This is a genomic window from Paenibacillus vietnamensis (assembly GCF_020169515.1).
In the GTDB taxonomy this organism is placed as follows: Bacteria; Bacillota; Bacilli; order Paenibacillales; family Paenibacillaceae; genus Pristimantibacillus; species Pristimantibacillus vietnamensis.
Genome location: NZ_JAHMHW010000001.1, coordinates 234,627 through 261,303, shown reverse-complemented (window position 1 = coordinate 261,303; position 26,677 = coordinate 234,627). Strand labels below are relative to the sequence as shown.

The following is a 26,677-nucleotide window of genomic DNA, read 5'->3' as shown; positions in this document are numbered from 1 at the left end:
CTAATCTACCCCTGTATATTTGACCATGCCCATTTTTTCAACCTTTACCTTCGCATGTACGCTGACGGGCATTACCGGATACACGCTTCCCCACTCCTTTTGCAGCATCTCCCAATCATCAGGATAATATTGGGCAAATCGTTCGGAAAATCCGAGAATATCCGATTTCAGCACCTTTTGATAATAGGCGACACTTTCCCTGACCAGCTTCTCGATTTCATCGGACGCGGCCTGCTCCAGTTTCACTATCGTCTCAGGATTGCCCAGCGGCAGTTGGTGATCGATTTCGCCCATCGTCGCACTTAACGTCAACCGGATATCGATTTCAGGCTTGCCTTCCCTGCAGCGGCTATCGATCCGTTGATGCTCCACTCTAAAAAACAGGCTGACCTGCGAGGACTGGAATTCGAAGCTTCTTGCAAACTCCAGCATTCCCCATTTACTCTTATCCGATAACAGCTGGACGGCAATAACCCGCTCGCCATCAAGCCATGCCTTAAATTTCCCTTTATCAATGACAGCGCCGCCGTTTAGCACCAGAGCATCCCGCGAACCGTCCGGCAGCTTCGAGATACCGATCCTTCCCGTTACGAATCCTCTATAAGGGTTGGGATACCAATTGGCAATATCCTGGAGGATTTGACTGACGCTTTTCCCCCATTCCTTCTCGTTCCGAACTTTTCCCAGCAGATCGTTAGAGAGCAAATCCTCTGTTTCTACGTTATCGTTAAGCTTGTCAATCGCCTTTCCTTCGCTGACAAGCAAATAGCTGGTCATCCGGATTTGCCGGTTCCGGTTAAGAAAATCAACGATTTCGAAAAATGCGCGGCGCGCCGCTGTTTCTCCAACCAGAACGAATTTGTTGTGCTGCCAGATCAAGATTCTTCCGGAGCGGCTGCGCAGGTTTTTGGACGCCTCCAATATCGAATCGCCCTTAGCACTGATGACCCATTCCGATAGTTTTCCGGAATCCTTGGCGCTTAACGCGGAAGGAACGACACTATAGGACGTAACCGTATACTTGCGGCTTTCGGTATCGTAATCGATTCCGAAGGCCATCACCATCGCGATTTCGCTGATTTCGGTCATGTCCGGCGAGCAACCCGAGAGGCACACGGCCAGCGATATCATCGCAATCAAGCCTTTAAATTTCGTTCTACCCGTCATTGCGCCCTTCAGGTAAAACACCTCCCATGCTCCGCTTGGCAGCCGCGTCGCCGGACGGTTCATTTGCCGACCTGCGGAATTTGACCGGGAGAAGAATGTATTTCTTGACCGTGTCTTTGAAACGGCCGAGATCCACGGGCTCCAGAAAGGGTATTCCGCATGAATGCAAGGAGCATAAATGCGATAAGAGAATAAGCAGGCCTAAAGATAACCCCAGCACACCGCTCCACGCGGCAAGCAGCATCATCGGAAAGCGGAGCATTCGAAACGCAATGGCCGTGCTGTAGGAAGGAATCGTGAAGGAGGCGATCCCGGTCATCGCCACGACAATGACCATCGGACGGGAAACGATGCCCGACTGCACGGCGGCTTCCCCGATAATGAGCGCCCCGACGATGCTGACGGATTGGCCAACGGCCCGGGGCAGCCGCAAGCTGGCCTCCCGCAGCACCTCGAAGGCCACCTCCATGATGATCGCTTCGACAAAAGTTGGAAACGGAATGCCGGCTTTCGCCGAAATAAAAGCCAGCATGAGCGGGGTTGGGATCATTTCCAGATGAAACGTCGTCAAGGCGATATACAGCGCGGGCCCAAACAATGAAATAAACAACGTAAGCACGCGAATGATACGCAAAAAGTTGGCAAAATAAAACCTTTCATACAAGTCCTCGCTGGGATGCAGCATTTCGAAGAAGGTCGTAGGCGTAAGAAGCGCGATGGGTGTACCGTCCGTCAAAATGGCGATTTTCCCTCTGTTTAAGGCGGTCACGACACGATCGGGTCTTTCCGTATTGAACAATTGAGGAAAAGGGGAATAGGTACTATCCTGAATCAGCTCCTCAATCTGAGTGTTGACAATCAGAATATCCAGACTGATCGCTTCTAATCTGCGCTGAACTTCTTGCACCACCTGAGAGTCCGTCCGGCTTTCCAGGTACAGCAGCATCACCCTCGTACGGCTTTGGGAGCCGATGATGTAAGGCTTGGCTTTTAAATCGGGCGTTTTCAATTTGCGAATAATCATGCTCAAATTCGTATTTAAATCCTCGATAAAGCTTTCTCTCGGCCCTCTTACGTTCACCTCGATTTTGGGCTCGTCGATTGAACGGGTTTCATAGCCCGGAAACATGAATCCGAATGCCTCCGACAGGCCTTCTATGAAGACGGCGGCACCCGCATCCAAGATCAGATCGGCGGCCGTCTCCATATGCCGCAGCTCTTTGCCGCCTCCCAGCGAGTCCAGCGATGTTATCAAGTTGACGTCCCGGTGCCCGGTCATCTGATGAAGATCTTCGTTAATTTTCCGGATGAACTGCTGAATGACGTTTTTCTCGTCTACAAGGATATTGTGGTAAGCAACAGCCCCAACGATTGTTTCATTGTTATCTTTCACGAGGCGGACGGTCAGAAACTCGCTGCCGGCGAACAAGCATTGAAGCCTTTCGGCATTTAATAAAGCGGAAGGATGTATGGGAGTGAGGGATTGTTCCAAAGCCTGGCCTCCTTGAACCGATTTCCGGCTGTTCCGTTTTGAACCAATGCACCATATTATTGGAACTTTCGGTTGCAAGTATGCATCCCTGATTGAGAACGGGACACGGCTAACGGCTGAATGCTTCGCAGCCCAGACAGGGAATGCCGGCAAGGCAATGCAAAAAGGGCCGTACCTGCGTACGACCCCAAAACCTTTATCGTCACCCGTTATCGCAGCCGTTTAACGAAGCTGCTTGTCACGGCCCAGAAAACGCCAGAAATTCCGGTTCAGCATATCGTCCAAATCGCGCTGAATCTCCTCTTCCGTCACGTTCCAGCCGCTTTGCCGCAGCCTTTCGTACTTCTCCGCAAGAACGTTTGCGATGATTTTTCTGGAATGCTCCCATTTATAGACCAGCTGCTCGAACACCCGGCAGTCGGAATGCTGAGGAATCATGGAGGTGCCCAGAAGCTCGATGCGGAACCTCGTCATTTCCTCGACCATGGATTCGATATGCAAAAACCACCAGCATCCGAAAATCATCAGATTCCGGAACTTTCGCGCGAGAACGGTCAGCTCGTGCTGGTTTTCCCGCGCCAGCATCGTAATGAGAAACTTCTGTTCCGGGTAGCGGCGGCACAGCTCCTCGACGGCCGAGACGTCGGAGCGCATGCTCATGTCGCCTGCCAGCCTGAGTGACGGATTGACCTTTCTTCTGACGCCGATCATCAGCGCAAATGGAATGTTCGTCTCCCGGCACACCGGCACCATGACGTCGTCGATCATCCGGCTGCGGTGATCCTCGGCCGGATACGTGAAATCGCCCGGCATCGATACCGCAAGGTAGAGGGCATCCATACGCGTAATCCACTCCGTCAGAAACCGGCGGGTTTCCTGCTGCGTTTTGCCGCTCCATTCCTCGCTGACATCATAGCCCAAACCTTGCAGCTCCTTCACGGCAAGCGGCCAGTCATTCAGCAGCGTATCGACGCGAAGGGCGGCGTAGAAGCGGGAGTCCGCGTTTCCGCTGCCGGAGAGCCAAACCTTCCGTTCCACGGCATCGAACGGATCGTTTGTCATGACGATTTTTTCGATTCCCGCAATTTGCATGACCGCATCGACCTGCTCCTCCACCGAGCGCTTGGCGAACGCCTCCCGATAGTCGTCCAAATTACGCGAGGATACGTCGAGTCCAAGGCGCTGCAAAATCGTAATGAAGCCGCTCGCCGCCTCGCTGACCGGCGAATGGTCGATAAACAGCAGCTTCCAGATGAGGTCGGCCTGCTCCCGCTTCGACAGCGACCAGAAATGCTCATACTCCTCGTCCGACCATCTGAAGGATTCGGAAATCAAATAATGATAAGTCAGCAGCTCGTCGATGCCCCACAGCAGGAGCTCCCCGAATTCCGGCGCGTACAAATGGGTATGCATATCGGTGACCCGCGTTTCCATTGCAAGACGCTCCACCGTTTGACGCAAATCGGACTTGCTTACAGCCGTTTGAACCGTCATTTCTCTATCTCCCTTTCATTCCTACACTCTCTTAAAACCGAACCTTACAACCGTTTAAATACTTCCCGGTAAATCGCCTCAAGCGGCATGCCGCTCCGTCTGGCCGCCTGGGCAGCATCCTCATACTCCGGGGCCTGGCGTATAATTCTCTCCCCGTCCAATGCCTGCTTGACCCGGATCTCTCCGAATGGCGTATCCACTTGAATCCAACGGCGTCCGAGCGCCCGCCGGCTCCATTCGCTGCGGCGGACGCCGAAGGTGGACGTTTCCGCAAGCAGCGTGTCTTCGCAGCGGTCCGCAGCGATCGGGCGGCAAAGGACGGTAATTAGGACGCCGGGCCGGCTTTTTTTCATAAAAACAGGCGTGTGGTAGACATCGAGCGCCCCGGCTTCGAACAGCTTCTCCATGGCGTATCCGAGCGTTTCCCCGGTGGAATCGTCCACCTGCGCTTCGAGTACGACGACGTGCTCCCTGGCCGCTTCCGCCCGCTCCGGCTCATAAAGCACCGCACGCAGCACATTGGGATGCTCGAAATTTTTGGTGCCTGCACCGTAGCCGATCCGGTCGATCGTGCCGGCCGGCATCGGGCCGAAGCCGGAGGCCAGCGCCTTCACGATGCCGGCGCCGGTCGGCGTCGTCAACTCCCCTTTGGCCGTGAAGGCCGACAGCGGGACTCCGCGCAGCAGCTCGGCTGTCGCCGGCGCCGGAATCGGGTACAGGCCGTGGGCCATCCGAAGCTTGCCCGTTCCGGTCGGCACGGGCGAGACGACGATATGCCCGGCGTCAAGGCTCTCCAGCGCAAGACATACGCCGATGACGTCCAAAATCGAATCCATTGCGCCCACTTCATGGAAATGAACATCGGCCGGGTCCATGCCGTGAATTTTACCCTCGGCCTCGGCGATCAGGCGGAAGATCGACAGGCTGCGCTCCTTAACTCGCTCGGGCAGAGCTGAACTCTCGATCATTTGCAAAATGTCGGATGCCTTCCGGTGCTCATGCGGATGGTGGTGCTCATGATGGTGCTCATGCTCGTGGTGATGCTCGTGCGCATGCTGATGCTCATGTGCATGCTGATGCTCATGATCATGATAGTGCCCGTGTGCATGCTGATGCTCTTGATCATGATTGTGCTCGTGATTATGATGGTGCTCGTGATTATGATGGTGCCCGTGCACATGATTGTGCTCGTTCGCATGACTATGCCCATGCTCATGATTGTGCTCGTGCGCATGCTGATGATCATGTGCATGATGATGCTTATGCGAATGGCTCGTCTCGCCTCCCCCCGCATTTGCGACGTCAAAGCTCAGCTGGAGCCATTTTGCCGTCATTCCCCGCCGGTCGACCTGCACGAATTCCATCGTGAACGGATCGATCGGCAGCTTCTTCAAGTGTCCGATAATATAATCGGGATCCGCCCCAAGGTCTACAAGCGCCGACAGCGCCATATCCCCCGCGATTCCCGACATGCAGTCCAAATATACCGTTCGCATGCTATACGCCCTCCGCTACCAGCTGCAAAATCATCGCGGCTTGAAAGCCGGCACCGAAGCCGTTGTCGATGTTGACGACCGTGACGCCGGAAGCGCAGGAGGTCATCATCGCAAGCAGCGTCGTCAGTCCTTGCAGGTTAGCTCCGTAGCCGATGGAAGTCGGCACCGCAATAACCGGCCTGCGCACCAGCCCTCCGACTACGCTGACCAGAGCGCCCTCCATGCCGGCGACACCGATGACGACCGATGCTTCCCGGATACGGTCCTTATGGCTCAGCAGCCGGTCGATCCCGGCCACTCCTACATCGTAGATGCGGTCAACCTCGCAGCCCATCCATTCCGCCGTCCCGGCCGCTTCCTCGGCAACCGGGATGTCCGACGTTCCTCCCGTCAGCACGGCCACTTTGCCGGGCAGCCTTCGCGCCGATTCGCCGAAGGAGATCAGTCTGGACACCTCATCGAATTTTGCCCCTGGAAATTTCGGCAGCACCCGCTCCGCCATTTCCGCGGTCGCCCGGGTCACGAGCGCTCTGCCATGCACCTCTACCAAGCGGGAAAAGATAGCTTCCACATGGTCGGCCGTCTTGCCAAGACCGAAGACGATCTCCGGATGCCCGGTCCGCTCATAGCGGTCCACATCCAGCTTGCAAAAGCCGAGGTCCTCGAAACCGCTCATTTTACCGCGCCTCCCTGCTCAAGCACTTTATTCATGCTACCGCTGCGGTAGCCGGAAAGATCCATCGACACATAAATAAACCCAAGCTCTTTCAATTTATCCGAAATGCCCGCTCCGTTCTCGATCAGACGCTGCATCGCATCCTTCTCCACTTCGATCCGCGCGATATCGCCGTGGCTTCTTACCCGGACCTGACCAAAGCCAAGCGAACGGATATACCGTTCCGCTTCGCCTACACGTCCCAGCTTCTCGACCGTAATCGTTTCCCCATAGGCGATACGGGACGACAGACAAGCGAACGAGGGCTTGTTCCAGGTCGGCAGCCCGTGCTCGCGGGACAAATCCCGGATTTCTTCCTTAAACAGCCCCGCTTCCTGCAGCGGGCCGCGCACGCCGCGCTCCTTCGCCGCCTGAACGCCGGGCCGGTGCTCGTTCATATCGTCTGCGATAAGCCCGTAGACGACCTGTTTGTAGGCACCGTCCGCCACGAACGGCTCCAGATGCTCGAACAGGCTTTTTTTGCAAAAATAGCAGCGGTTCCCCGTATTCTCCTTGTATCCCGGAATGGCGAGCTCGGACGTTTCGATGACCTTATGGACGGCTCCGAGCCGCTTCGCCAGGTTGATAGCTTCCTCCAGCTCCTCGGTCGGATACGTTTCCGAATCGGCCGTGACGGCGAGCACCCGATCCCTGCCGAGCGTCTTGATCGCCGCGTCCAGAAGAAACGTGCTGTCCACGCCGCCGGAGAACGCCACAACAACGGATTCCATGTCGACCAAAATCGCTTGCAGCCTGGTATATTTATCATGCATGTTAACGGTCTCTCCTCCTGATGTGCTTATTCCGCATGCGCAGCCAGCAGCTCCTCCGCTTCCCGCATCGGCTCTTTCAATCGGTCATACAAGCTTAAATAAAGCGGCAAAATACGCCGGTACAGCCTGTGATTCTCCTCATTCGGCACATATTGCTTTCCGTCCCCGCGCGCCCATCTCAGAAGCGGACCCTCACAGCCATTCATCGCATAAAGGCCCAGCTGAGCGGCTCCCAGACCGGAGCTTTCAACGGAGTCGGGGATGCGGACAGGCACGCCCAGCATATCGGCCATCATCTGGCACCATAGGCCGGATCGGGCGAAACCGCCGGAAGCCCTTACCTCCCTCGGCTTGCCTCCGGTCCGCTCCATGAACGACGCGATCGCCGTAATCTGGAACAGAACGCCCTCCATCGCGGCCCGCAGCATCTCCTTCTCCGAATGCGCCAGCGTCAGACCGAACATAACGCCTTTGGCCTGGGCATCCCAGAAAGGAGCGCGCTCTCCGGACAGCAAAGGCAGAAACAACAGTCCGTTTGCGCCAGGCGGAACCTCGGCGGCGAGCGGAAGCACCTCCTCCACCGCTTTCCCCGGGAACAGCCGGTCGGTCGTCCACTGGGCGACAATCGCGCCGTTGTTGGACGGTCCGCCGACAATCCAGCAGTCCTCCGTCAGAGCGTAACAGAACAATCGGCCTTCAGGGTCGAAGGCGGGGCGGCTCACGGCGGCTCGTACGGCTCCGCTCGTTCCGATCGTGACTGCCAATACCCCTTCCTCTACGGCGCCTATGCCGAGATTCGCAAGCACGCCGTCTTGAGCCCCGGCGATGAACGGCGTATCCGGGCGCAGTCCCATGCGGCGCGCCGCCTCCGGCTTCAGCCCGGAGATCCGCTCCGTCGTCGGCACGAGTCGGGGAAGCTGCTCCTCTCGGACGCCTGCCAGCCGCAGCGCTTCCGGATCCCAAATCAGCTTCTCCAAATTAAACATGCCGGTGGCGCTTGCCATCGAATAGTCCGTCACCATCCGGCCGAACAGCCGAAGCAGCACGTACTCCTTAATCCCGACGAAATGCTTGGCCCTGCGGAACAAATCCGGGCGCTCTTCACGCATCCAGATCAGCTTGACGAGCGGCGACATCGGATGGATCGGCGTTCCCGTCCGCGAGTAGACGGACAAGCCCGTCCCGTCCTTGAGCAGACGCTCCGCCTGAGCCGCGCTCCGCAAATCGGCCCAAGTGATGCTCGGTGTCAGCGGGTGTTCGTTCTCATCCAACAGGATCAGGCTGTGGTTGGCCGAGCTGAAGGACGCGCATAACACATCTTCTCCCGTCCAGCCCCCCAGCTTCATAATGTTCGCCGCGCCCTCGATTACCGCCTCGCAAATAACAGCCGGATCCTGCTCGGCATACCCCGGCGCAGGCGTATGCAGCGGATACGGCACCGAATGGCTGGCCAAAATGCCGCCCGTCTGATCGACCGCCAGCGTCTTCGTACTCGTCGTGCCGATATCGATCGCCAGAATGATTCGGTTGTCCCCGGTCATTTCGGCAAATAACCTTCCTCGTCAAACTGCCACTCATAAGGCCCTTCCAATATTTCAATGCGCGGGTTGGCCTTCGCCTCCTCTAGCAGCGATTCTGAAATTTCGATAACGCCGAGATGCAGCGTATCGCGGATGCGGACCAGCCGGCAGGTTTCGTAGTCGAGAATATTGCAGGTTTTGACCGCTGCCTTGATGGCGTCCCGGTCGTTATCGAGCGTAGTCGCCTGCTTGGTCGGCGCGCAAACTGTAGAAGTCAGGCCGTTCGCATACGTCCCCGGCCAGTCGGTTTTGCTTACCAGGCGGCTCGTCGTGAAGTCGGCCGTACCGACCCCGTTCGCGTTGCCCTTGGATTCCGGCGTCAGGTCGAGCACGACCATCTTGTTCACCTCGGGACCGCCGGTAGCGTACGGAGTCGGATATCTGCCCGTAATGTTCGGATCGGCGCCGTCTCCGCTAATATTTTTGCCGATGTAGTCGATGACGAGCACGTCCAGCTCCTTGAAAAAAATTTGCGGCAGCCGGCTCTTCGCCTCCAGCAGCAGCTCCTGCTCCCGGTCCTCCATTTGTGCGGAACCGAGAACCTCTATCCGGCAAATTTGGTCGTAAGCGTTCTCCACGACAGCCACGCCGAACCGGATCGGCAGCTTCTCCAGCATGACGCGCGCCATCGCCGGGACGTTCACGGCCATATATTTAAAGCCGAGCTGATGGCAGGCTTCCGCGCCTTTCTGTTTGCCGAGGCCGATGGCCACCATCTTAAGCAGTCCGCTTTCGATCGGGCCGCGGAAGGCGGTATGCGGCTTTATGCGGTTGATGACGACGATCGCATCGGCTTCCGTTGCCGCGATTTTGTCGCAGTAGATCGGCAAACCGTTCGGCAGGCGGTCCAGCTCGATCACTTCCATCGAGGAGCGGACCGGACATCCCATTCTTGCTTCATCGATGCCGAGATGAGCGAGTACCGCCGCCTGCCCTTCCGCGGTCGCGCTGCCATGGCTTCCCATACATGGGACGATGAACGGCTCTGCTCCGATTCTTTTCAGCTCGTCGATCACGGTTTTCGTTAATTCGTCAATGCGGGAGATGCCGCGGCTTCCTACAGCCACCGCCACCCTCTGTCCGGCGGAAACGCCGTGCATTGCGCCTTCTGCGCGCAGCAGAGCCGAAAGATCTCCAATCGGATCGGCCAATTTCGTATCGTCGAACGACTGCCGGATTTTCACCATTTTCGGAATCGGCGTGTTTTCTACCAGTTTTGTTAATAATCCGCTCATATCGTCATCGCTCCAAATCCGCCGTCAACCCGCAGCAACGCTCCCGTTACGAAGGAAGATGCTTTAGGCGAAGCCAAATAAACGACCGTACCCTTCAGCTCCTCCGGCTCGCCGAAACGGTTCATCGGGGTGTGGCGCATAATCGATTCAACCCGGTCGGGAGACAAAATCTTCTTGTTCTGCTCCGCCGGAAAAAAGCCCGGAATAATCGCATTGACCCTTACGCGGTGCGGGGCGAATTCCCTGGCCAAAAATTTCGTCACACTGTTCACGCCGGCCTTCGAAGCCGAGTAAGTGAACACCCGGGACAACGGCGGCTCAGACGAAACGGACGAAATGTTGATGATCGAGCCTCCTTCTCCCTGTTCGATCATCCTTTTGCCAAACACCTGGCTGGCGAGCACGACACTCTTCAGGTTCACGTCCATAATCCGGTCCCACTCGTCCATTTCCAGTTCGAAAAATGGCGTCGCGCTGTTCGTTCCGGAAGCGTTCACCAGCGTATCGACACGACCGCCCCACTGCAGCACCTGCTCCAGGGCAGCCTCTAGCTCCTCTTTCTTCGTGGCGTCCGCTTTCACCGCTGTCGCCCGACCGCCGGCGCTTTCGATCTGCCTGCACACGAGGTCTGCCTTCTCCATATCGCGGCCGATAATGGCGACCTTGGAGCCCGCTTCGGCCAGCGCGGCGGCCATGGCGCTGCCCAGCACACCGTTCCCGCCGATGACGGCGGACACGGAATTATCTAAAGTAAACATCAAAGTCACTCCCCAATGATAATAACAACGTTGTTATTTTTATCTTAATCGATTATGCTTAAGCTGTCCACTCGAATTTACTTCTGCAAAATATGTGTATGATGATGATAAGAATGACTTGCGGCCGATCCCGCAATCCTTGCTTCGGAGGGAATTTTCATGGTAACGATAAAAGACATCGCAGAGAAGGCGGGCGTCAGCTTCTCCACCGTGTCCAAAGCCTTACGGGACAGCCCCCTGGTCAAGCCCAAAACGAAACAGCATATTCTGGAAATCGCTGCCAAGCTAGGGTATCAGCCCAATCTCGCGGCGCGCAGCCTCGTCTCCCGGAAAAGCGGAGCAATCGGCGTCGTATGGCCGTCCATCGAGCGAGCCGCCCTTTCCTCTCTTATTACGAGACTTAACGGCGAGCTCGAAAAGCACGGCTACGTCACCTTGCTTTCGATTAGCCATATCGAGGCGGCGATCGAAACGTTCCGAAAATATCAGGTCGACGCGATTCTCGTCTTCGGCGACCGGGACGATTCGCGCGGAGAGACCGGCTCGCAGCTCCAACAAATTCCTATTCTCACCTACGGCGCTGCCGGTTATACGTCACATTCGGCAGTCGACGTCAACCGGGGCCAGTCCGTCCGGCTGGCCATCCGGCATTTGGCCGAGCTCGGCCATCAAGCGGTCGCTTATATCGGGGAGCCCCGAACGCACGATCCGCTCCAGGCCGTGAAGATTCAAGCTTTTTATGAAGAAATTTCACAGCTGGGCCTGCACCCGGACGGATGTCCCGTGCTCCCGATGGAAGGCCTGGAATTTCATGACGGCTACACGGCTGCACGTGCGATGCTGGACAGGGAAATCCGTCCGACGGCCGTCATCAGCGGCGGCATCGATTTGACCCGCGGCATCGTCCGTGCGATACAGGAACGCGGGCTCTCCGTGCCGCAGGATATTTCGGTCGTCAGCTACGACAATCTTCCCGAGATGGCCGAGCTGGAAATTCCGATGACCTCTGTCGGCGTAGCGATTTCCGATATCACATCCGTCATCGCGTCGACGATCTTGGAGCTCATCGACGAGCCCGAAGCCGTCAAAACGGTCCATCTGGAGCCCGAGCTCGTCGTCCGCGACTCGACCTGTGCTCCTTCGAAGAAAGGTGAAAGCGGCTGACCTGCCCATACAAAGAGGCTGTCGCTATCGGTCATAAAATGATCAAAGAGGCAGCCCTTTTTTTATGGTATAGTCTGTCTCCGATTAGCGGCAGATCCCATCATTCAGTTTGTGCGCCGGAAGCGGAGGTGCCGGTCAACTTTTTATGGACAAAAACAACACATAGACCTCCAATTGTGCGACTTCCACATTCTAACGGTCATCTCAGTACTTTACAGCCATTCTCCTAAAGTAAACACACCTCCAACCAACCTAAACGACTCTCCTGTCCGTTAGCCGCAGACACTTAATGTATCGTCATTACAAGCGGCGTTTATGTCCATTACCTTACCAGGAGCGGCAATAGACCAGTTCCTCCATATTACAGGGACCTTCTGATTTTAAAAAACGAATCATCACTTCGGTGCTTCTATATAGACCGATACTCTGGCTTTCAGTATTTCGATAAGTTCTTCATCCATATAACCATAATCGTCAGGTATGTCTAAGTTCCAGATCGCCTTATGATTAAGCATTGATCCAAATTTTTGTTTGAGCCGGCTTAAATGCTTTTTTTCCATTACGAATATGAGCTCTGCCCAACCAATGTGTCCGCTTGTTACTTTGATCCTGGCACCATTTTCTGTCCCGGCAGATCTGACATCATAGCCATTATAATTATGAAATATTTTTTCTGCCGTTGGACTCCGCCACTTGTTTCTGCTGCATATAAACAGAATTTTTATTTTATCATCCCCTCCTCACTCAACTTCCGTTTGGTAGATCACAGAGTTAACCGGTTTATATTTTAAAGCCGCTTTAAACGAACCATTGGCCTCATAAACGGAAAATTGACGAACAAATTGTACATAAAATCGTTCCTTGCCAAGAGAAAAAACCGTTGAGTCCGAAAATCCGCATTCAAAGAGCAATCCCGACACTACCTCACGATCATCATTGCCAACCTCTACTTTTGAAAATGCTTTGAACACTTCCCATATCTTTGCCATATCAAAATCCCCACCAAGTTCATCTTCGAGGGATTTTTTATAATATCCTTCTGCTCCCTGTAATTGAATTACTTTTTTATTTCCATCTTCTGTAATCAATCTTTTATTTTCGGCTGGTTCGTTTTGTTCGTTTATGCAGCCCGACAAAACTGTCATCAATGCAAGGAGTAAAACACACATACGCCATTCACTTCACAGTTCCCCTATCTCGCGAGCATAAGAAAAGCACCATCGAAGGATGATGCTGATTTAAGCAGGGAAATTAATTTGTTTCCGTTAATCACCTGAATTGCATCAGGCTTTCTTTTTCAGAAATATTTATTACTTTTTTTACCTGAATGACCTTAATTCCATTGTCGGGTCTATCAATTAAAGTGAAAATAATTCGATCATATGAAGGAGCATGATGTCCTGCATAATTCAGTGCACTTGCTGTAACTAGATACCTTCGTTCTAAAAAATCAAGGCAAGGAACTCTAAACCAAACTATCAGATTTTTTTTACAGGGAATCTTAATACCGTTTTTAACTTTGACCTTTCAGTCTTACGTGGATCTGACAAGTAAATTTCCCGATGAATTTTACTTGAACGGATAAACCCTTGTTCTATACAAAACACTTCCATTCGCGCAAAGCTTTCCGGCTCCTCGTCAAAACTTCCCATATGCATCATCTGACAACTCAATCCATCTTCGACCTGTTCAAATCGAATTTTCTCAAGAAACGGATTTGTTTTTTTTCTTTTCGACTGTTCCAAAAACCGCAAGAAAATTTCTTCAGTCACAAAATCGGGTTGGCGTATCATAATCGTATACTTAAAATTGCTTTTGTCTGTTGCAGGCTTTGAGCGATCAAGCAAGTCCCATTCACCCTCAAGTGGAAAAACCGTATATTCATAGTATCCAAACGGCACTATTTCACTTTTGTAAGACATTCTCACCGCATAACTCATACTGTACAAAGCTCCTGTCGCCATGGCGAATTCCTCGCCGTTAGGGTCCCCGGAACCGCTGACCAGAAAAAATGGCATCCTCGGCACTACCACAATTTCCGGTAAAGTTTTTGGCAAATAGAGTTCCTTAAAATCTTTTTTATAATCTACCTTTTTGTCCAAAGCCGATATCTCCTTTTGTACGATTAGCCTCTTGTCCGAACCAGGATGTTACCTCAATTATAGAACATATGTTCGCAAAAATCAACAATTCGGTTTAACTTAGCCTAAAACTAAAGGTTACATAAGAACGGCAACGTAAGTTTTGTTACTTCTGAAATCAAGCTGCCGAAACTCTTCCACTGTACAAATTACATCAAAAAACTCACATGAAGCTGAGCTAAACCGCCTACCCTGCAGAAATGCAGCGGAAATTGAGCAACGTCGGCTAATATTGCCCCGCTGGCACGATTCTGATGCATAATGTACAGCACAGCAGCCAAAAGCTCTTGCACTCCCGATTCTGATGCATAAATTACATCTGGAGATACACAGAGACGGGGGAGTAAAGTGTGCTAACGTCATCCTAATCAATCCCGTGCTCATGGCTGCCACGCTTACAAAAAAAAGGACGCCCCGTTAAACACGGGAGCGTCCATCTATATCCGTCACGCCATCATCCCACCGCCGCAGCTAAGCAGCTTAGGCTACACCTTCATTTCCTCCGGCTTCATCGCCTTCAGCTGCTGTTCGTACAGCTTGCGGTAAAGTCCTCCTGCGCGAAGGAGCGCGCCGTGGCTGCCTCGCTGCACGATCCTTCCGTCATCGATGACGAGAATTTGATTGGCGCGGACGACCGTCGCGAGGCGGTGAGCGATGACGAATGTCGTCCTGCCCGCCATCAGGCGCTCCAAAGCCTCCGTGACGAGCGCTTCCGACTCGGAATCGAGGGCGGAGGTCGCTTCGTCCAAAATTAATATTTTGGGATCCTTCAGAATCGCTCTCGCAATGGCCAGCCTTTGCTTCTGTCCGCCGGAGAGGCGCATCCCCCTCTCGCCGATGACGGATTCATAGCCGTCCTTAAACTCCATGATGAAATCATGTGCATTTGCCGCCTTCGCCGCGGCGAACAACTCCTCCTCGGTCGCGCCCGGGCGGCCGTAGATCAGGTTTTCTTTTATCGTTCCGGAAAAAAGAATGTTATCCTGAAGCACCAGCGCGATATGCCGCCGCAAATCGTCCATGCAGTACTCTTTTACATCGTTGCCGTCTATATAGACCGACCCTTGGCCTGGATCGTAAAACCTCGGAATCAAATTGATCAGCGTCGATTTTCCCGCGCCGCTCGGTCCGACCAGCGCAATGACCTCCCCCGGACGAGCCTCGAACGAAATGTCCTTGATCCCCTGCCGAACCTCGAGCGTGACGTCCGGCGGTTCCGGCTGCAAATTGACCGGCTTCCAGAAAAAACGTTTCGGCGCCTTCTCCCGTTCAATCAAATCGGGATGGATACCGCCGCCCGCAGTCATCTTTGGAACTACATTGCGTGTCGTATAGCTGTAAGTTACGTTCTCGAATACGACATGGCCGGCGCATACCGGCATAGGCAGCGGATTTTCATTTTCTACGATTGCAGGCTGCTCGTCGAGCACCTCGAACACCCGCTCAATATTCGTAACGGAGTTTTGAATCGTCACATTCACGTCCGCAAACCGCTGAATCGGACCGTATAAAGTGCCAAGTAGCATCTGAAATGCGATAATCTCACCGGCGCTCATTTTACCTGCAAGCACCAGACTGCCGCCGACGAGCCAAATGACGATACCCCCGATATGGGCAAACGTCTCGCTCAGCCTGCCAAGCACGTTGGAAAAGATATGCGCGGAAATCGTATGCTTGTAGTGCTGCTTGATTTGCCTGGCAAACCGCACCTGCTCCTGCCGTTCCCCGTTAAACGCCTGCACGATCCGTATGCCGGCCATCCGCTCCACCAGCGTCCCCGAAATCCGTTCCATTTGCCTGTGAACCGAACGCCACGCCAGACGGATGTGCACGTTCATATTCGTAAAGGACAAATAGTATAACGGAAGGATGGCAAGCGACAGCACCGCCAAGGAAACATTCATCCGGAACAGCAGGAAGGCCGCGAACAAAACCATAAAAAGATCCAGAACGAGATTGATGATGCCGCCGCCGATCAAGTTTTGCGCCCCGCCGATGTCATGGATGACTCTTGACGAAATACCCCCTACCTGCCGCTGATCGTAAAAGCTGACGGGCATTTTCTGCAGATGGTTGTACAGCTGGTCGCGAAGGTCGAGCATCATTCGGTTGCCTAGAATCGCGGAAAAATAATTGCGGAAAAAGCTGACGATGACCCCGGCGAGCAGAACGGCGGACATGATTCCAATAATTTGAAACAATCCCCAGCCGCCTTTGCCTGCCAGGACGTCGTCGATTAGGATTTGCGTGTAAATCGGGGTCGAAAGTGGCGCGATGAATTGGAAGATGCCTAGAAAAATAATAAACGCGATCCTCCACCAATACGGTTTTGCCCATAACAGATATCGCCGGACGGGATGAATCTTGATCACCTCAGATCTTTGTTTTCTGAAACCCCTCCTATCTTAGTCCAAGATGTAAGGGATTACAAAGACCGTTTGCCTGAGGAAACCAAAGGAAATACAGGAAATCCGGAGAAACCGCTGGCTGCAATAGCTATGGCGGAAGATGCGCGAGCAATCCTTGGCAGAATGCTGAAAAATTAGAAACGTCTAAGTTTACACCATTTTCAAAATGTTGTTTAATTAAAGGTTGCGTTCGCCACCGCCGTCGAGCCTCTAACGATCAGCTCCGTCCGCAGCTCGATTCGCTCCTTTGCGGGCTGCGCCTGCTCGAACTCTTTGATCAGCAGGTCGACGGCCCCCGCCCCCAGCAGCTCGATCGGCTGCGCGACCGAGGTGAGCGGAGGATCCGTCACCGATGCCAGTATCGTATTGTCAAAGCTGACGACCGACAGCTCCTCGGGCACCCGGATCCCCGCCTCCTTGGCTGCTTGAAGCGCTCCTGCGGCCAGAAGGTCGTTGCAGCAAAAGACGGCGGTCGGCCGCTCAACGCGGCTCAGCAAGCCAGCCGCTACCCGCTTGCCGTCCTCCATCCGGTGCCGGCACAGCAGCACGTCGCGCTCCGGCAGCGAAATTCCGCTGTCTTCGAGCGCCTGCTTAAATCCGCGGACCCGATCGCGGCTGCTGCTGATCGTCTCGTCCTCGGCCAATACGGCCATTCGCCGGTGACCGAGCTGCAGCAGATGCCGGGCAGCCAGCCCGCCGCCGCCGAAGTCTCCCGCGACAACGGTGTGGGCCGGAAAATCGGGCACCTCGCGGCCCAGCACTACGGTCGGCATCGCGGCGCTGATGTCGCGAAGCAAGTCCATATTGGTCATGCCGGTCCCGATCATCAGGCCGTCGACCTGCTTTTGCTTCAGCATCGACACATATTGGCCGATCCGGTCATCCTGGTTGTCGGTGCTGCAGATGATGACGCTGTAGCCCAGCTGATGCCCCCGGTCCTCCACGGACCGCGCCAGCTCGGCAAAGAACGGATTCGCGATGTCCGGGATGAGCAGCCCGAGCGTATACGTATGCTTGCCTGTCAGCGCGGAGGCGATGACGCTCGGACGGTATTGCAGCCTTTCCATGATCGCGAATATTTCCCGGCGCCGCTCCTCGCTTATTTTCCCTTTTTCGTTGATGACCTTCGAAACGGTCGCGATCGAAACGCCGGCTTCCCGGGCCACGTCGTAAATAGTCGCTTTCATCAGGCATCCTCCCCGTCCGCTTTATTCTTAACCTCCATTATCCTAAAAAAGGGAAGGATTTGGCAATGCCCATTCCCGTGTGGGGTCGATAGCTTGACCAGTTGCACCTAAGGGTGTAACTGTATTTCGTGTATCTATTTACAGAGATTCATCCGATAAGGCAAATATAGATGGATTTCATGAAGTTAAATTTCCGAAAAACAGCTCGTTCACCCAAAACAGTCCATTTATATACATAAAATACAGCTATTTCAGCATCAGGCTTGTTCCTTAAATAATATAAGGGTAAAAATTCCAGTTACTTAAGATCCCTGCGCTTCAACCGGCTGATCTCCACGCCTGCCAGCATCATAATGCCGATGCCGTGATTATCGTTCACGACCGTGCGCAAATCGTACATGTAATAGTCGGGAGCAAAAGAGTACCGCGACCCGCTGCATACGCCGTGAACGTTGCCGCCCCGGTCGATCGCATGGCCTGTTAAGCCCCTCCATGCCGCCAATGCGGCCTCCGAATATTTCTCCGTGTCTTGCAGCCAGCCGAACCGCACCCCTCTGGCGAAAGCATACGCGAACATCGCCGTACACGAAGCTTCCTCATAAGCATCCGGTTCGTTAAGCACCTGACGCCACAGGCCGGAGTCCGCCTGCAAAGCAGCCACTCCCGCACACAAATCACGGAACATCGCAAGAAGAGCTTCGCGATCCTTATGCTGTTCAGGCAGCTTCTCCAGCAGCTCCGACAGCGAGAACAGAACCCAGCCGTTGCCCCGGCCCCAAGGCACGCGCGTCGCCTGACCGTATTTGAAGTCGTATACATGCGACATCACATTCTCCGGCTCCATCAGCAAATACCGCTTGAACAATAAAAATTGCCGCGCCGCCTCATCCAGCGCCTCGGGGCATTCGGCCGCCGATGCATATCTCGTCAAAAACGGTGCGCTCATGTACAGATCGTCGGCCCACATCGTGTCGGCCGAATATTCGCCGGGACATAGCCGGTAAAACGCGCCGTCCTCCCTCCGCTCCAGCCTGCGGAGCATGAAGTCGGCAATCCCGTCGGCAATCCGGAGAAAACGATCCTCCCCCGTCATTGAATAAGCCTCAAGCATGGCTGAGCCGAAGGAGCCGCAGTTATCGAGCATCTTGATCAGCACAAGCTGGTGGTTAACGGATGGAAAACCGTATTGATCCCGGTCCCATATGGAATAATCGTACATCTCCGTGCAGCTGCGGATATGGCCCAGCGCATAGTCGGCCAAATCCGGCCGATTCAGCTCGCGCGAGGTTCTCAGCAGGCCGTACATCGTCACGCCGAGCGGATAATCCCACCTTGCATAGTTGGTTGCGCTTCCTGTCGTCCATTTGTTGCTGAGCATCGCGTTCTCGTAATAAGGCCTGACCATCGTATCCGGCGCGCCGGTCATCCAATACGTGCTGCCGGCAGGACGGCCTTCCAAATCCGCCGAAGGCAGAAGCATCGTGAGCGTGCATACCGATGCCGGCTCCGGCAGCGCCGTCTGCGGATGAAGCGGACCCGCGTACAGCCAAGCCTCCCCGCTGCCGTGAATCGGCGCCGGCGGCTCGAATGCCAGCGGCTTGCCGCCTGCACTTGCTTTGAGGGAAAAACCCCAGCCGTTCGGGCCGCTTACGCTTCGAACAAGCAGCTGATGAATTCCAGCCTCCGCTCGTACCGTCAGCTGAAAGCCGCCTTCCTCGGTCAGCTCGACAACGGGACGGCCGTCCAGCCACACCGTCGTCGGCCCAAAAGCTGTGCCTTCGAGCATCAGCGACGCGCCGTCGGCCTCAGCAGGGACGGACAATCGGTTCCAGCCGAGGGCCGCCGCCGGACGCGAGGGCCGGCCGAACAGCCGCTCGAACACCGGCAAAGCAGCCTCCTCTTCCTTCCAGCTCGTCCGGGGCAGCCAGGCTTGGCCGCTGTCCTCTTCCGGCTTTGCATAATCGGGAAAACGGAGTTCCACGCCGTACAACGGTTTAGACGAAGGACCGGCATACACCCAGCCCGCATATCCCGAACGGCCGGCAAAGGGAGAAAGCACCTGCATGATGCGCACCTTCGCCTCGTCCGCTCCGAAGCGGCAGCCGAAGCCTGCGGGCGTCCTGCGCGTTTCGACCAGAAAGCTGTTCCAGCCTTTGCGCAGCAGGAGCGGAATGACGGCTCTCGTATCCGGCTTCAGCTCCTCCGCTGCCGACGACCTGTATAGTCGCTCTTCGTTGACATATAAGCTGACAGGGCCGAGCGGCTCCATAATGCCGTCGATCGAGCGCTCATCGTCGCTCCATACGAGACCAAAGGCGTAAGCGTAATCGCCGTTAGCCGCTTGCGGCAGCCTATCGGCGAAATCCATCTCGTAAAGGCCTTCCCGGTTTTGTAAAATGCCCGACTTGGCAAAGGATCGAAGCGCGAACGGGATTGGAGGGTTTGCTCCCACATAACGGTTAGCGAGCACCTCCAGCACACGCTGCTCATCATCGCCGAACCAGTACCTCGAGCTGTCCCGCTGCTCCATATAAACGGTCATCGGATCGCCTCCCCGTTAACAACTTCCTCCGGGTTCGCGGCATCTGCTGCGCTGCCCGCGCCATCGCCGTCCGCCGGCGATAGCCGGATTTCGAACGTCCGGTCGAACGGCGTCAGCAGGTTGACAAGCAGCGTCTGGCAGTTCGCCGGATAGCTCACCTGGTTCAGCCCTTTCGCGAGATGCTCCTGCACACCGCCCCGAAGCTCGATCCAATCGCCGCCCGAAGTGAGCCGGGCCGGGCCGCCCGACCAGAACATGGTTCCTTCGCCTGCCTGTGCCAGTCCCTCCCCGGACAGCTCGCCTTCGCTGCCAAGGATGAACGAAAGCTGAGCCATCATCGGCTCCGGCCGGTCGCTCCATACGCGGATCCTCCAGCCATGTCCCGTTTCCGTCAGCTCGGCCTGCACCTGCTGGCGCTGCTCATGCGTAATCTCCCGCAAATGATGCGGCAGCAAATACCAAGGGCTGACTTCTCCCTTTGCCGATTCCGGCAGCTGCTCCGCCCGGACCGGACCGTAATAGCCCTTGCTTTCTTCGCCTTCCAAGCGGTAGCCGCCCTCCAGCTGCTCCATCCGCTTCATCTTGACGAAGCCTGGCTCGAAGGACGTGCCGACCTGTACGGCGAGCAGCCTGGCAGCACCATGCCGCAGCGCGAAAAACGAGTTCGTCTCCGTCATGACCGTAACGCTCGTCGGACCGCTCCGCTGGCGTGCGACCGGAGCCCCGAAATCGGGATGCAGGCGGCTGTGATAAATGCGTCCGCCGTGTCCCGCCGACTCCATCCCGGCCAAATAACGATCCCGCGGAAAATCGCCGTGCAGAAGCACCCGGTACTGGTCCGGAAGTTTTCCCGGCTCCGCCGATTGCCTGCGCAGCTCCGGATAACGGAGCAGTCCGAGCAGCGGCTGATTAGGCAGAAAGCCTTGATGGGACAACGAGCGCTCCGCAAGCTCCGCCATGGCGGCGAACAGAGGATCGCGGTCCTTATGCGCCATCAGCTTCGCGACGAGGAAATAGCCTCCCATGTCAAATTTGATTCCGAAATCCTGGCGTCCGGAATAGTCGGTGACGATATCGCCGTCCGGATGGATCATATAGGCCATCATCCGCAAATTGCGGCGGACAGGCTCCAGCAAATCCGGACGGTCGAACAGCTCGGCCGCGTAATAAAGCACGATATCGCTTACCGTGTTATAAATGCCGTTGCTGCGCTCCGTCCACTCCCCGTCCGCCGTGCAATCGATGCCTTCCGCAAGCCACTGCTCCGCCCGCGCTTTCAATTCGGGACGCCCGGTCAGCTTATACATAAACCCAAGCGCAGCCGTGATCACCCAGCGGTGGTTCGGGGTATGACAGCCGCCGGTGAGCAGCGCCGGAACGGTCCGCTCCAGAAACAGGAGAATGTCGGCTGCCGCACTGCGCAGCGGCTCCCAGCCGTCGGCCTCGAGCAGCTCGTACGCCTGGGCAAGTCCGCTTACGACGAACGCGGTATCCGGCGGCGAATGCATATTCGTCCAAGGAGGCGAAATGGTGCCGTCGTCGTGCTGGCACTCCAGCATAAATTGTGCGGCGAGCTCAAGCCGCGACAGCAGCTCTTCGTCACGGTAAAATCCTGAATCTTTGTTGACTAACGCAGCCGCCCATACGGCCATCTCCATCGGCGTACCGCCATGGCTAGGCCATGGAATGCCGTTTGCGGGATCGGCAACGCCTCCGTAAAACCGGCTGCCGCTTTCGAGCACCTGCCGGCTCATGCCGTCCCTCACCCAACCGTCGTTCATCGAAACCAGCTTCTCGTATATCGTCATCCTTTTCCTCTCTCTTTCCCCGCCGTCAGGCTTTGATTGGCAATATCCTCCCCGAGCCTCAAGGCTGCAAGCTTGGAAACCAGCATCTTGTGACTTTGCTCGATTTCCTGCGGCGTGCAGGCGGCCTTCAGCTCATAGACCTTCACCGGCGCCTCCCGGATGACCGACAGAAATCTGTCGAAATAGTCGTTGTCGCCGCTGTGCACATACGGGCACCAATGGTCGGACAGTTCAACCGTTTCATGGATATGGACGCCGGCGATGCTGCCTCTGATCAGCTCCATCTCCTGCGCGTTGTCGTAAAGCCCCATCCTCTCCATCATCATGCCATGGCCGAAATCATACCAAAGCCCGACCGGCGCGCCCTTCAGCCCATCCATTATCGACCTGGCCTCCCGGAGGGTCGGCAGCTGATAACATCTCGAGCGCGTTTCGATGCCGATTTGGACAGCCCATCCTTTGGCGGCAATCCGGTCGCAAGCTTCCTCCAGGCTGTCGCGGATGCGGCGCAAATAATGGCCTGCCAGCGCTTCGCGCCGCTCCGTCATTTCCTTCCACAGCTTCGCATACGCCTCCGAATCGAGCCCCTGTTCCCGGTATATCTTCTTCAGCTCAGCGTCAATGTTGGAATCGAACGGCACTTCTCCCGGATGCACGACAACCGCCTTTGCTCCGTATCGGGTTGCGTATTCGGCGGATTGAACGAGCAATCCGATCGCACGTTTCCGTTTGTCCTCATCTTCAAAGCCGAGCAGCACGGAATCGGTTCCGTAATCGGGATCGGCCGTATGCGGAAACGTGTTATGCACGCTGGAAACGCCGATTTCCCCCCGCTCGATCATCGGTTCGATCGTCGCGAGCATTTCTTTTGTCACGTTATAATTGAGCTCCACACGGCTGAAGCCGAGCGAGCGGATTTCCTCGATCATGTCGCTTCCGACTGTATGCCGTTTAATATTCCAGCACGTCGAGAACGAATACTCTCCTTTTGGTGTTCCCATTCGTCTCTGCGCCCTCCGTTATCCTTTGACCGCCCCAAGCATTACGCCGCTTACAAAGAAGCGTTGAAGCCAAGGATACACGATCAGAATAGGTACGGTTGCGAAAATAACGCTCGCCGCTTTCAGGCTTTCCGGCACGACGGTCGCCATCTGCGCTCCTTCATTTTGCAGCAGGTCAGTAATCATATTGTTCTGAATGAGCTGGTACAGCTTCAGCTGCAGCGGGTAAAGCTCGGGACTCGTAATATACATCAGCGTATCGGTGAAGCCGTTCCAGCGCCCTACCGCGTAGAAGAGGCTGAGCGTCGCGATAACCGGCATCGACAATGGCAGCATAATGCTGAGCAAGGTGCGGAAATGGCTGCTTCCGTCGATTTCCGCCGACTCCTCCAGACTTTCCGGAATGTTGTTGAAGAACGTAATCAGAATAATCAGATAAAAGGGATTAATGAGTCCCGGCAGCACGAGCGCCCAAATCGAGTCGAGCAAATGCAGGTTCCGGATCAAAATATATTCCGGGATGATGCCGCCGCTGAAAAACATCGTAATGACGACGACGATCATAATCGCTTTGCGGCCCTTGAGCTTCTTTTTGGCTAAAGGATATCCGATTGCAACTGTCATCACCATGCATAACAAGGTGAACAGGGAAGTCAGCAGCACCGTAAAGCCGAGCGACTTGATCATCGAAATGTCCGAAAACACTTTTACATACGCTTCGAAATTCAGTTCGACCGGAAATAAGGTAACCTCTCCCGAAATGATCGGCCTTACCGAGCTGAGAGAAATGGCCGCTATGTGAAGAAACGGTGCCAGACAAACGACCGTGCAAACGAATAATAAGACAAAGTTGACGGTATCGAACACGCGGTTTGCGGTTTGCTCTTTCAAAGCCGTCCGCCCCTTTCCTAATAATCAAAGTTATCCTTGCGACTGACCTTATGTTATTTTAGAGAATGCTTTCGTCGGTCAGTTTTTTGGAAGCATAGTTCGCTCCAAGAACGAATACGAGACCTACCACTGCCTGGAACAAGCCGACGACCGTCGCCAGCGTGTATTGGCCGGATTCAAGGCCGATTCTGTATACGAATGTGCTGAGCACCTCGGAATAATCACGGACCGCCAAATTGCCGATCACGTAAGGACGTTCGAAGCCGATGGAAATCATATGGCCCAAATTCATGATGAGCAGCATCACGATTGTCGGTTTTAATCCCGGGAGCGTAATGTGCCAGATTTTTTTCAGCCTGCCCGCGCCGTCAATGCCTGCCGCCTCAAACAGCTCTTTGTTAATTCCGGTAAGGGCAGCCAAATAAATGATCGTCCCCCAGCCGGCGCTTTGCCATACGCCTACGAGCAAATAAGTAACGAGCCATGCGGATTTGTCCGTCAGAAACGGAATCGCTTCCAGACCTAGACCAGTGATCACATTATTAATCATGCCGGACTGCGTGCCGAACACCTGGTAGACGATACCGCCGATAATGACCCAGGAGATAAAATGCGGAATGTACAAAATCGTTTGGGAAAGCTTTTTAAACCACGCGCTTTTCAATTCATACAGCATAATCGCCATAATAAGCGGCGCCGGGAACGAAACGAGCAAATCGAGAAAATTAAGCATCAGCGTATTGCGCAGCGTCAAATAAAAGTCCTTCATCCCGAAAACTTCTTTGAAAGCCTCGAAGCCGATCCACTCGCTGCCGCCAATGCCTTGGAAAAAGTTAAAATCTTTAAATGCGATTTGGATGCCATACATCGGTCCGTACTTGAAAATGATGAAATAAGCCAACGGCAGCACGAGCAGCGCGTATAGCTGCCAGTATCTGCGGAAATAGGCGTTCATGCTCACAGCGGTTCCTCCTTATTCGGAAGGTTCGGACGAAGGGGCCAAATCCGGCCCCTCCGTGAACCTGCCTGATAACGTCTATTTCGCCTGCATTTCTTTGTATGCTTCTTTGCGCTCGTCCAGAATGGCTTGACCGCCGCTGGACATGTAGTCCTTCATCATCGATTCGTATACGGCATCGAACTGATCGGGCTTCGCCATCGTCGTTTTGACGATCATTTCGTTAAATTTATCCAGCAAAGTCGTGCCGTATTTCGTTTGCGCCTCGATCGGCCTGTTCATCAGCACCGGCGCAATAACGTCCGTATTCGCGATTTCTTGAGCTTTTTCCACCTGTTCAAGGAGCTGCTTCGGCATTTGCAGCGCTCTGGCCTTCAAGTTTTTCTCCATGCTGCCAAGCTGCTTGCCGTTCGAGATAATCGTCATGTCGCCGCCGTTGAACAGACGATTTAACGCTTCCTCCGTCGGGTTCTCAACCGCTACCGGAATATCGTCGACCATCGTGTAGTTCTCGCCTTCAATACCGTTTTGCATTTGGAACAGGTTGTCGCCGGTTGCCATCCATTCCAAATATTTGATCGCCTCGACCGAGCGCTCGCTCGATTTCGGAATCATAATGTACATGCCGTTCGGCGCATACATCGGCTTCGCATGTTTGCCTTCCTCATTCGTAAATACGTCTACGGAATGGAGCAGCGCTCCCGGAACGTTTTTCTGAAGCGTTTCGACAGAGCCATTTTCATAGAACGGGTTGATGTCGTCCTCGCTGTAGAAGCCGACCTTGCCTGTCGCCACATCCTCGCCCAGCTTCTTCTTGTCCTTGTCGAGGCCGAAATCCTTGCTGATCAGCCCTTCGTTGTACAGCGTATTCATGAACTTCAGCCCGTCCTTGAAGCCCGGAAGAAGCGTCGGATAGTCGTTGGAGCCGAGCTGCTGCGTCAGCGTGTACTGCTCTTCCTCTGTCAGCGGCTTAATGAAAGACCACAAGAGCGGCTCATATTGAGCGGAAGCAATCGTCATGCCCATCGGAATAACCTGGCCGCCCGTCTCGCCCGGATCCTTTTCCTTAAACGCTTTCAACGTGTCATACAATTCATCGGTCGTTTGCGGCACCGGCAGGCCTAATTTGTCCAGCCAGTCCTGACGGATAAAAGAAGCGTACTTGCCCACGTTGGAACGTTTTGCCGGAACGGCGAACTGGGTACCTTCGAATTGGCCGTAGCCCAATACTTCTTCACCGAGGAAAGCCTTCAGGTTAGGAGCGTGCTCATCAAGCAGCGGACCTACATCGGTCAAACCGCCCTGCTTCGCATAACGGTTAAACGTATTCGGGTCGTAAGTGAAGACGATGTCAGGCACGTTGCTGCCGCTCGCCATAAGTACGTTAAGCTTCTCAACCTCTTCGGAGCGCGGTACCGGGACGAACTCGACATCGATATTGTTCGGATCGCCAAACTTTTCCTGTACGAATTTCGTCAAATAGTTGTCCGTAATCGTCATGCCGTCCGGCGAGTTGCCGCGATCGAACACCTCAACCTTCAGCGTGACGCGCTTGCCTGAAGTGGCGCCGTCCGTTTCGCCTCCCGAGCTTGGCGCTTTATCCGCCGAGCAGGCGGTAAATAATAAGGAGCAAGCCGTCGCAAGCACCACTAAAGATTTTTTCGAGCCATTCGAGCCCGGAATTCCATTTCGTCTCTTGTTTCCAAACATCGTTCCAACCCCTTCTATGATTTGGATAGGTTCCAGGCGTGCCGCTACAGCATCATGTTAACGCTTTCGTTTGACACTGCCGCAGCCGTTACCGGAATGACCACAGTATGGCATGTCATCCGAAACGGCTGCAATAAACTAGATTCCGACCGATAAA

21 protein-coding genes are annotated in these 26,677 nt (G+C 54.8%); 1 reads left to right on the top strand and 20 read right to left on the bottom strand.

Annotated elements, in window-relative coordinates:
• From KP806_RS00960 to KP806_RS00920, 9 genes are all read right to left on the bottom strand, one after another.
• Positions 1 to 1,230, bottom strand: a complete 1,230-nt coding sequence (locus KP806_RS00960; RefSeq protein ID WP_224721686.1) for a Ger(x)C family spore germination protein — start codon at positions 1,228 to 1,230, stop codon at positions 1 to 3.
• Positions 1,157 to 2,659, bottom strand: a complete 1,503-nt coding sequence (locus KP806_RS00955; protein ID WP_224721685.1) for a spore germination protein — start codon at positions 2,657 to 2,659, stop codon at positions 1,157 to 1,159. Before KP806_RS00955 ends, KP806_RS00960 begins: the two co-directional genes overlap by 74 nt.
• 222 nt (positions 2,660 to 2,881) lie before the next feature.
• Positions 2,882 to 4,153, bottom strand: a complete 1,272-nt coding sequence (locus tag KP806_RS00950; RefSeq protein ID WP_224721684.1) for a glucuronate isomerase — start codon at positions 4,151 to 4,153, stop codon at positions 2,882 to 2,884.
• A gap of 44 nt (positions 4,154 to 4,197) precedes the next feature.
• A complete protein-coding gene (gene larC, locus KP806_RS00945; RefSeq protein ID WP_224721683.1) occupies positions 4,198 to 5,649 on the bottom strand; it encodes a nickel pincer cofactor biosynthesis protein LarC in 1,452 nt (483 codons plus the stop codon).
• Between the two features lies 1 nt (position 5,650).
• The gene (gene larB, locus KP806_RS00940) at positions 5,651 to 6,325 is read right to left on the bottom strand and encodes a nickel pincer cofactor biosynthesis protein LarB (protein WP_224721682.1); all 675 of its coding nucleotides are present in this window, start codon (positions 6,323 to 6,325) and stop codon (positions 5,651 to 5,653) included.
• The gene (gene larE / locus KP806_RS00935; protein ID WP_224721681.1) at positions 6,322 to 7,137 is read right to left on the bottom strand and encodes an ATP-dependent sacrificial sulfur transferase LarE; all 816 of its coding nucleotides are present in this window, start codon (positions 7,135 to 7,137) and stop codon (positions 6,322 to 6,324) included. Before larE ends, larB begins: the two co-directional genes overlap by 4 nt.
• 26 nt (positions 7,138 to 7,163) lie before the next feature.
• The gene (locus tag KP806_RS00930; protein WP_224721680.1) at positions 7,164 to 8,678 is read right to left on the bottom strand and encodes a gluconokinase; all 1,515 of its coding nucleotides are present in this window, start codon (positions 8,676 to 8,678) and stop codon (positions 7,164 to 7,166) included.
• Positions 8,675 to 9,952, bottom strand: a complete 1,278-nt coding sequence (locus KP806_RS00925; protein ID WP_224721679.1) for a lactate racemase domain-containing protein — start codon at positions 9,950 to 9,952, stop codon at positions 8,675 to 8,677. Before KP806_RS00925 ends, KP806_RS00930 begins: the two co-directional genes overlap by 4 nt.
• A complete protein-coding gene (locus KP806_RS00920) occupies positions 9,949 to 10,710 on the bottom strand; it encodes an SDR family oxidoreductase (RefSeq protein WP_224721678.1) in 762 nt (253 codons plus the stop codon). Before KP806_RS00920 ends, KP806_RS00925 begins: the two co-directional genes overlap by 4 nt.
• Positions 10,711 to 10,869: 159 nt before the next feature.
• Here KP806_RS00920 and KP806_RS00915 point away from each other — a divergent pair, with 159 nt between their 5' ends.
• A complete protein-coding gene (locus tag KP806_RS00915; RefSeq protein WP_224721677.1) occupies positions 10,870 to 11,874 on the top strand; it encodes a LacI family DNA-binding transcriptional regulator in 1,005 nt (334 codons plus the stop codon).
• Between the two features lie 395 nt (positions 11,875 to 12,269).
• Here KP806_RS00915 and KP806_RS00910 read toward each other — a convergent pair whose 3' ends face one another.
• From KP806_RS00910 to KP806_RS00860, 11 genes are all read right to left on the bottom strand, one after another.
• On the bottom strand, positions 12,270 to 12,599 hold the full coding sequence (locus KP806_RS00910) for a low molecular weight protein tyrosine phosphatase family protein (protein WP_224722398.1): 330 nt from the start codon (positions 12,597 to 12,599) through the stop codon (positions 12,270 to 12,272).
• 15 nt (positions 12,600 to 12,614) lie between these two features.
• Positions 12,615 to 13,043 carry a hypothetical protein gene (locus tag KP806_RS00905; protein ID WP_224721676.1) on the bottom strand — a complete coding sequence of 143 codons (429 nt, stop codon included), beginning with the start codon at positions 13,041 to 13,043 and terminating at the stop codon, positions 12,615 to 12,617.
• A 309-nt stretch (positions 13,044 to 13,352) separates the two neighbouring features.
• The gene (locus KP806_RS00900; RefSeq protein ID WP_224721675.1) at positions 13,353 to 13,976 is read right to left on the bottom strand and encodes a GyrI-like domain-containing protein; all 624 of its coding nucleotides are present in this window, start codon (positions 13,974 to 13,976) and stop codon (positions 13,353 to 13,355) included.
• A 524-nt stretch (positions 13,977 to 14,500) separates the two neighbouring features.
• The gene (locus tag KP806_RS00895; RefSeq protein WP_224721674.1) at positions 14,501 to 16,387 is read right to left on the bottom strand and encodes an ABC transporter ATP-binding protein; all 1,887 of its coding nucleotides are present in this window, start codon (positions 16,385 to 16,387) and stop codon (positions 14,501 to 14,503) included.
• A 209-nt stretch (positions 16,388 to 16,596) separates the two neighbouring features.
• Positions 16,597 to 17,610, bottom strand: a complete 1,014-nt coding sequence (locus KP806_RS00890; RefSeq protein WP_224721673.1) for a LacI family DNA-binding transcriptional regulator — start codon at positions 17,608 to 17,610, stop codon at positions 16,597 to 16,599.
• A 298-nt stretch (positions 17,611 to 17,908) separates the two neighbouring features.
• Entirely contained in the window at positions 17,909 to 20,152 is a 2,244-nt protein-coding gene (locus tag KP806_RS00885) for a glycoside hydrolase family 88/105 protein (RefSeq protein WP_224721672.1), read from the bottom strand.
• A complete protein-coding gene (locus tag KP806_RS00880) occupies positions 20,149 to 21,960 on the bottom strand; it encodes a hypothetical protein (RefSeq protein ID WP_224721671.1) in 1,812 nt (603 codons plus the stop codon). The genes KP806_RS00885 and KP806_RS00880 overlap by 4 nt, the downstream gene beginning before the upstream one ends.
• Positions 21,957 to 22,961, bottom strand: a complete 1,005-nt coding sequence (locus tag KP806_RS00875; RefSeq protein WP_224721670.1) for a sugar phosphate isomerase/epimerase family protein — start codon at positions 22,959 to 22,961, stop codon at positions 21,957 to 21,959. The genes KP806_RS00880 and KP806_RS00875 overlap by 4 nt, the downstream gene beginning before the upstream one ends.
• Positions 22,962 to 22,979: 18 nt before the next feature.
• Entirely contained in the window at positions 22,980 to 23,852 is an 873-nt protein-coding gene (locus tag KP806_RS00870) for a carbohydrate ABC transporter permease (protein WP_224721669.1), read from the bottom strand.
• 58 nt (positions 23,853 to 23,910) lie between these two features.
• Positions 23,911 to 24,807: an ABC transporter permease gene (locus KP806_RS00865; RefSeq protein WP_224722397.1), complete on the bottom strand. Its 897-nt coding sequence runs from the start codon at positions 24,805 to 24,807 to the stop codon at positions 23,911 to 23,913.
• A gap of 81 nt (positions 24,808 to 24,888) precedes the next feature.
• Complete coding sequence (locus KP806_RS00860; protein ID WP_224721668.1) at positions 24,889 to 26,520, bottom strand: extracellular solute-binding protein; 1,632 nt, start codon at positions 26,518 to 26,520, stop codon at positions 24,889 to 24,891.
• Positions 26,521 to 26,677 lie beyond the last annotated feature (157 nt).

Excerpts from the sequence above, each read along its gene's own strand:
- KP806_RS00960 (WP_224721686.1), bottom strand. The coding sequence starts at position 1,230 with ATGAACCGTCCGGCGACGCGGCTGCCAAGCGGAGCATGGGAGGTGTTT.
- KP806_RS00950 (WP_224721684.1), bottom strand. The coding sequence starts at position 4,153 with ATGACGGTTCAAACGGCTGTAAGCAAGTCCGATTTGCGTCAAACGGTG.
- larC (WP_224721683.1), bottom strand. The coding sequence starts at position 5,649 with ATGCGAACGGTATATTTGGACTGCATGTCGGGAATCGCGGGGGATATG.
- larB (WP_224721682.1), bottom strand. The coding sequence starts at position 6,325 with ATGAGCGGTTTCGAGGACCTCGGCTTTTGCAAGCTGGATGTGGACCGC.
- larE (WP_224721681.1), bottom strand. The coding sequence starts at position 7,137 with ATGCATGATAAATATACCAGGCTGCAAGCGATTTTGGTCGACATGGAA.
- KP806_RS00930 (WP_224721680.1), bottom strand. The coding sequence starts at position 8,678 with ATGACCGGGGACAACCGAATCATTCTGGCGATCGATATCGGCACGACG.
- KP806_RS00925 (WP_224721679.1), bottom strand. The coding sequence starts at position 9,952 with ATGAGCGGATTATTAACAAAACTGGTAGAAAACACGCCGATTCCGAAA.
- KP806_RS00920 (WP_224721678.1), bottom strand. The coding sequence starts at position 10,710 with ATGTTTACTTTAGATAATTCCGTGTCCGCCGTCATCGGCGGGAACGGT.
- KP806_RS00915 (WP_224721677.1), top strand. The coding sequence starts at position 10,870 with ATGGTAACGATAAAAGACATCGCAGAGAAGGCGGGCGTCAGCTTCTCC.
- KP806_RS00905 (WP_224721676.1), bottom strand. The coding sequence starts at position 13,043 with ATGTGTGTTTTACTCCTTGCATTGATGACAGTTTTGTCGGGCTGCATA.
- KP806_RS00890 (WP_224721673.1), bottom strand. The coding sequence starts at position 17,610 with ATGAAAGCGACTATTTACGACGTGGCCCGGGAAGCCGGCGTTTCGATC.
- KP806_RS00885 (WP_224721672.1), bottom strand. The coding sequence starts at position 20,152 with ATGACCGTTTATATGGAGCAGCGGGACAGCTCGAGGTACTGGTTCGGC.
- KP806_RS00880 (WP_224721671.1), bottom strand. The coding sequence starts at position 21,960 with ATGACGATATACGAGAAGCTGGTTTCGATGAACGACGGTTGGGTGAGG.
- KP806_RS00875 (WP_224721670.1), bottom strand. The coding sequence starts at position 22,961 with ATGGGAACACCAAAAGGAGAGTATTCGTTCTCGACGTGCTGGAATATT.
- KP806_RS00865 (WP_224722397.1), bottom strand. The coding sequence starts at position 24,807 with ATGAACGCCTATTTCCGCAGATACTGGCAGCTATACGCGCTGCTCGTG.
- KP806_RS00860 (WP_224721668.1), bottom strand. The coding sequence starts at position 26,520 with ATGTTTGGAAACAAGAGACGAAATGGAATTCCGGGCTCGAATGGCTCG.